The sequence below is a fragment of the Bacillus sp. JJ1503 genome (genome assembly GCF_036965125.1).
In the GTDB taxonomy this organism is placed as follows: domain Bacteria; phylum Bacillota; class Bacilli; order Bacillales; family Cytobacillaceae; genus Cytobacillus.
Map to the genome: position 1 here is coordinate 1 of NZ_JBALOZ010000171.1, position 5,749 is coordinate 5,749.

At 33.2% G+C, this 5,749-nt stretch carries 6 protein-coding genes and 1 pseudogene; 5 read left to right on the plus strand and 2 right to left on the minus strand.

Annotated elements, in window-relative coordinates; translation table 11 throughout:
- Positions 1-80: 80 nt before the first annotated feature.
- Together V7149_RS13875 and V7149_RS13880 are read left to right on the plus strand one after the other, a co-directional pair.
- Positions 81-323: pseudogene (locus V7149_RS13875) on the plus strand (manganese catalase family protein); the annotation flags it as partial.
- 75 nt (positions 324-398) lie between these two features.
- Positions 399-653, plus strand: a complete 255-nt coding sequence (locus tag V7149_RS13880; RefSeq protein WP_335346213.1) for a WGxxGxxG family protein — start codon at positions 399-401, stop codon at positions 651-653.
- Positions 654-904: 251 nt separating this feature from the next.
- Here V7149_RS13880 and V7149_RS13885 read toward each other — a convergent pair whose 3' ends face one another.
- Complete coding sequence (locus V7149_RS13885; protein ID WP_335346214.1) at positions 905-1,072, minus strand: hypothetical protein; 168 nt, start codon at positions 1,070-1,072, stop codon at positions 905-907.
- 1,101 nt (positions 1,073-2,173) lie between these two features.
- On the opposite strand from V7149_RS13885, the gene queC reads away from it, so the two are divergent.
- The 3 genes from queC to queE are packed head-to-tail and all read left to right on the plus strand — an operon-like array spanning position 2,174 to position 4,051.
- Positions 2,174-2,842: a 7-cyano-7-deazaguanine synthase QueC gene (gene queC, locus V7149_RS13890; protein WP_335346215.1), complete on the plus strand. Its 669-nt coding sequence runs from the start codon at positions 2,174-2,176 to the stop codon at positions 2,840-2,842.
- On the plus strand, positions 2,842-3,330 hold the full coding sequence (queD, locus tag V7149_RS13895) for a 6-carboxytetrahydropterin synthase QueD (RefSeq protein ID WP_335346216.1): 489 nt from the start codon (positions 2,842-2,844) through the stop codon (positions 3,328-3,330). The genes queC and queD overlap by 1 nt, the downstream gene beginning before the upstream one ends.
- Positions 3,323-4,051, plus strand: a complete 729-nt coding sequence (gene queE, locus V7149_RS13900) for a 7-carboxy-7-deazaguanine synthase QueE (protein WP_335346217.1) — start codon at positions 3,323-3,325, stop codon at positions 4,049-4,051. Before queD ends, queE begins: the two co-directional genes overlap by 8 nt.
- A gap of 297 nt (positions 4,052-4,348) precedes the next feature.
- On the opposite strand, the gene V7149_RS13905 is transcribed toward queE, so the two are convergent.
- Positions 4,349-5,446 carry an L-dopachrome tautomerase-related protein gene (locus V7149_RS13905; protein ID WP_335346218.1) on the minus strand — a complete coding sequence of 366 codons (1,098 nt, stop codon included), beginning with the start codon at positions 5,444-5,446 and terminating at the stop codon, positions 4,349-4,351.
- Positions 5,447-5,749: the final 303 nt, after the last annotated feature.

Consider the following 5,749-nt stretch of genomic DNA (forward strand, 5'->3'; position numbering starts at 1 on the left):
CCACCTCCTTTACATCATTCTAAAGCAGAAAATTGTTAGATAATTTATTACTTAGTATAAGGGGAGAAGAAATTATATTCTGCCCAAATTACGATATAAATAAATATCCTGAATGTAGAAAATATGTTGAAATGGGATTTCACAATACTCAGTTTAACTTTAAATTGGATGAGACAAGAATAAGTGAGATTTTTCAAGGTCAAACACCCAGTCGGAATGGAGGAGATCTTTCAGTTACAGAACCTCCAAAAGGTTATCCGGTTCCATTAATGCCGGAAATGCCTAACGAATATAGTCCTGGAACAAGTGACATGAATCATTAAAAATGTTTATTCCTGCATAATTATTGTTAAAAATGCAAACTTTAAATTTATACCTATGAATGGAGGAAAAAACTGGTGTTAAAAAAAATTCTAAGTTCAACTTTTGCCCTATTATTTACTTCTATTCTTTTTGGGACTTCAATAGGAAATGCTCAAAACCTAACCACAGACTTCTACAACCAAAAAGAAGGTAACAAAGTCATGCATGTTGCTCAAAACGGCAATAACAATGATATTAACGCTGATGACGATGACGATATGGATTGGGGTTGGATTGGCTTAATTGGTTTAGCCGGTCTTTTGGGCTTAAGAAGAAACGATAGGAAATAAAAGATTAAGCATTTTATTGTAAATCTTATTGTGATTTAAAACATTTAAGGTCCTTTTAATTTCAACAGGACATATCCAAAAAAAGTTGTATTCAATTTACAAATTGTGGGTAATTTAAACTATGAGCTAAATTTAACCCCTATATTGANNACGCATGCCTTGCCCTGTAAACAAAATGCTTATTTTGTTTGGTATTTTTTATTTAATAGTACTAGCCTAAAATTGAATAGACAAAGTCCCAGAACCTTCCTCTAGAATACCGTTATTAAGAGTAAAGTTAGGAGGTAGGTAATCCCGTATGGGTCAAAATCTTTAGCATCCTCTGGAAGTTCTACTTTAATATTTCCAGTTATGATTATTCTTAATATCCAATGAAAAAAGACAAGTATTAGACAAATAAATGATGGATTTTCTCCCATAAAACCCCTCCAGTAAACAGGGAACATTAAAACATTCACCATTTTAAATCTAACACCTATTACTTTATTTGATATTTAATTTAGTTTATAAGTAAAATAGCTAATAAAGGTGATAAAATTAAGGTAACTACTACACTTTGGATAAATGTTAAGATGATGTCCTTTTTCCAAGTGTTACCTTTTAGGTAGCGATTATTTATTCTTTGAAATAAGAGAAACGCTCCCCACCAAATTAATAAAGCATAAATAACTGAACCAAAACTATCATAAAACAAGTTACCTCACACCCCTTATCAGCTATATTAATTACTTCGATGTCCTTCCGAAAATACCTGTCTGTTCAACTATACTGCCCTTTCGTTTAAGTACAACCTTTCACAAAAACCATATATATACTATCATTACTATAAGTATTCTTTCTTAATATTCTTCTTCCATTAAAAGGCCCTTTTCATGTAGAAAGACGCTTTCCTTTTTTCAGAAAAGCGCCCTTTAATTGAAGATTGTGTAGCAATAATTTCAGCTAAATAGTAGCATCTAATATTACACAAGAGCACTAGTTTATATATATACAATCCTTAATAAATTTAACTAAAGTTGAACGCCTATTATACTTTTTAATTGATGTGCATTGTTTTATAAGATTATTATTTTAGGTCCTTGTGGTAAACGGTATACCTAAAAAAATTGGGCTGCCCACACTATAGACTGTCGACCAACTTGCTGCTTGTAACCCCATTTGTAAAAACCAGTCCAGTAACTCAACTTGTACCCCAGATGAAGGTGCTGTGACTCCTATGGTTGCATCTCTTTCTAAAAACGGGTATTTAATCATATGTATCCCTCTTAACTTTTACATTATTTTACCAAATGAAATTTAGTCGAACAATAACTATTTTCTACTTAAACTAAACTTATTCCTTTTAATGGAAAATTTAAAAATATTTAATGGGAATACACTTGTGATATAATATTTAGTAAATCATAAATTAAATTACGCAATTTTGCGGTAGAGGTTCTAGCACCCCTCTTTAAAAAAACTAAGAAGAAGCAGTCCTTCATCTTGGGTACTGTTTTTTTTCTTTTGAAAGGAAGTTTTTTATGTTAAAGGATGAAAAAGCGATAGTGGTTTTTAGCGGTGGACAAGATAGTACAACGTGTTTGTTTTGGGCTTTAAAAACCTTTAAAGAAGTTGAAGTTGTAACTTTTAATTATAATCAAAGGCATAAAGAAGAAATTGAGTGTGCAAAAAATATTGCAAAAGAGTTAAATGTTAGACATCATTTGTTAGATATGCAACTTCTAAATCAACTGGCTCCTAATGCATTAACAAGAGATGATTTTGAAATAAAAGAGGGAGAAGATGGAGAGTTACCTTCGACTTTCGTTCCGGGACGTAATTTGATCTTCCTATCCTTCGCTGCAATTTTAGCAAATCAAGTGAATGCAAAGCACATAATTACCGGTGTGTGTGAAACTGACTTTAGTGGATATCCAGATTGTAGAGATGCTTTTATTAAATCTCTAAATGTATCCATTAATTTATCAATGGACAAGCAGTTTGTTATCCATACTCCGTTAATGTGGTTAGATAAGGCAGAAACATGGAAACTTGCTGATGAATTAAATGCACTTGATTATGTTCGTAAGAAAACCTTAACTTGTTACGAAGGAGTAATAAGTGACGGTTGTGGGTATTGCCCAGCATGTAAGCTAAGAAAGCGTGGGTTAGAAAAATATATTAGATCAAAAGAAGGAGCGGAGGTATAATGGGGAACGACTTTTTTGGTTTTAAAATAGTGGAAAATCTACAAAAAATGGACCAAGATATTAAAAGAAGTGAACTAAAATACCATAGTAAACGCGTACTTGTAAGTAAGGAATTTACGTTTGATGCAGCACATCATCTCCATTGTTATGAAGGAAAGTGTAAGAATCTTCACGGGCACACCTATAAAGTTGTGTTTGGTATAAGTGGTTTTATTGATGAAATTGGTCTGGGAATTGATTTTGGTGACATCAAAGAGATATGGAAACAGGAAATTGAAATCTACCTTGATCATCGATATCTTAATGAAACCTTACCAAAAATGAATACAACAGCAGAAAATATGGTTGTTTGGATTTATGAGAAAATGATGGAGTCTTTGAATAAAAGGTCAGAGAAATATAATGATGTTAGATTAGAATCTGTTCGTTTATATGAAACACCTACTAGTTACTCAGAGGTAAGACGGGAGTGGATGGAAGTTGAGTAAAGTTCCGGTAATGGAAATATTTGGTCCTACCATTCAAGGGGAAGGGATGGTTATTGGCCAAAAGACCATGTTTGTTAGAACAGCTGGCTGTGATTACTCATGTTCATGGTGTGATTCTGCGTTTACTTGGGACGGATCTGGTAAAGATTTAATTAGACAAATGGATGCAGAAGAAATTTGGCAAGAACTAAAATCAATAGGCGGTGACGGTTTCTCATTTGTAACAATATCTGGTGGAAATCCCGCACTATTAAAAAACCTTGATTACCTAATAGATTTATTAAAAGCAAATAATATAAAAGTAGCTTTGGAAACACAGGGTAGCAAGTGGCAGGATTGGTTTTTAAAAATCAATGAATTAACGCTTTCTCCTAAACCACCCAGTTCTAAGATGGTAACAGACTTCGATGCACTTGATATGATAATTAATAACCTTAAGGAAACCGACCCTGCGCAAAATACTAGTTTAAAAGTAGTTGTATTTGATGATCAAGATTACGACTATGCAAAAAAGGTGCATTGTCGTTATCCTGACATCCCATTCTTCTTACAAGTAGGAAATGACGATAATCAAACAACAAACAATCAACAACTAATTTCCCAGTTACTACAGAAATTTGAATGGTTAATTAATAAATCTATGTTAGATACGGAGTTGAGAAATGTGAAAGTACTTCCTCAACTTCATACCTATATTTGGGGAAATAAACGTGGTGTATAGTACAGAAGGAAGAGTAAACACATAGTTTATAATATTTTTGATACACATTTTAATTTAGTCCAATTGAAGGATGGTACCATGCTTGGGATACAAACAAACAGATCAGTTTGGATTTAAATAATATACAGCATTGAACTTACCGACATTATAAAAAAATCCCAGGAACAGTTTAACATTCACCAAATAAACTGTTCCTAGTAAACCATTTTGAGTTTATTTCGCAGAAGTAAATAAAATTAATACTTCTTACTCGTGTTTGTTTTATACTCTATAATGAAAACAATTAATTGAATATTTTTACGAAAAGGTCGGAGCAGGAAATTCATCAATTTTGATACGAAGTAAACTATAAGGTTTCTGTCGTAAGTCTTTTCCATAATGAAATCTAGGCTGTCGATGTAATTGGTTCACAATGACATACAAATATTGATCCGGACCAATTGAAAAAGTATCCGGCCACAAAATTCTCTGATCATGTGCGATAGTTTCCATTATGCCATTTGGCAATATCTTACGGATACTGTTGTTTTCATAATCTCCAGCATAAACAGTTCCCTTTGCATCGGTGATCATTCCATCAGAAGCACCTTTTTCTCCCCAATACTCCACATGATAAGGTAAATCCATGTCCGGTATCGTTCTGTCTCTCAGGGCTTCTGTTGAGATTGAATACAAATGACGACTGGTTAGTGGAGCAAAAAATAATATCTTTCCATCGGGAGAAATCGCAAGACTATCAGACGCCAATCTAAATGGAGAAGTTGAACCGTCTTTGTTTCGATTCATTAAAATTTGACCTTCTACTTTCGGTAAAAAATATGGATCGGGTGAAGTTGAATTTGCCCCATTTAACCGTCTAAACGCGTTTCCATTTGATAAATCTACGACTATAATAGCTCCTGGTCCTCTTGAAGAAGAATCTGTTATATAGGCATAACCTGCTTTTCCAACACGAAAATCAAAACGGACATCATTTAGATAAGTTGTAGGCAGGACAACATCTTCTGTAAAGATATATACTTTTCTTATTGTATTGGTTTCTAAATCAACAGCGACTAATTTTGCCTCCCCTTTAATAGGTTCAGAAAAATTGGGTGCTGCTGTATCTAATATCCAAAGCGTTCCCCTTCCATCAGCAACTACACTTTGGACACTGATGAAAGTCATTGTGATATTCTCGGGGTTAACCAAATTGGTTTGTAAATTAGGATAAGGCTGCAATTTATCCTCAACAATTTCCGCCACCGTAAATTTAACATCGTCTCCCCATTTCGGAAAGCAAATGAAAATACGACCGGTCTCTGAAACAGTAACACCTGTAGGCATAGCCCCATAAAATGCATAAACTAGTTCTAAATTACCGAAATATTTTTCACTAGGTAACATAGGTTTCATAATATCCTCCTCAAGCATTCAAACGGGATATCACCTATATATGATATATATTTTTTCTAGTGCATGTTTCTTAATAAGTTTTTCTATACGAAAAGATGATTGAATTGATTGTTTTCGAAATTTAATAAGTCTGTCAGAAGAAAGGAAACATTTTAATTTAAAAGTCTCCAGATGAAGTAGAATTCAATTAGCAGGTAGCAAAGTTCAATATTCCCGAATCAACGTTATGCTGTTATAAATAAAAATTGGGAAAATTTCCTTTTTTAACTTTGTGAAGAAATGTACTTAAACTAGTCGAGTAGA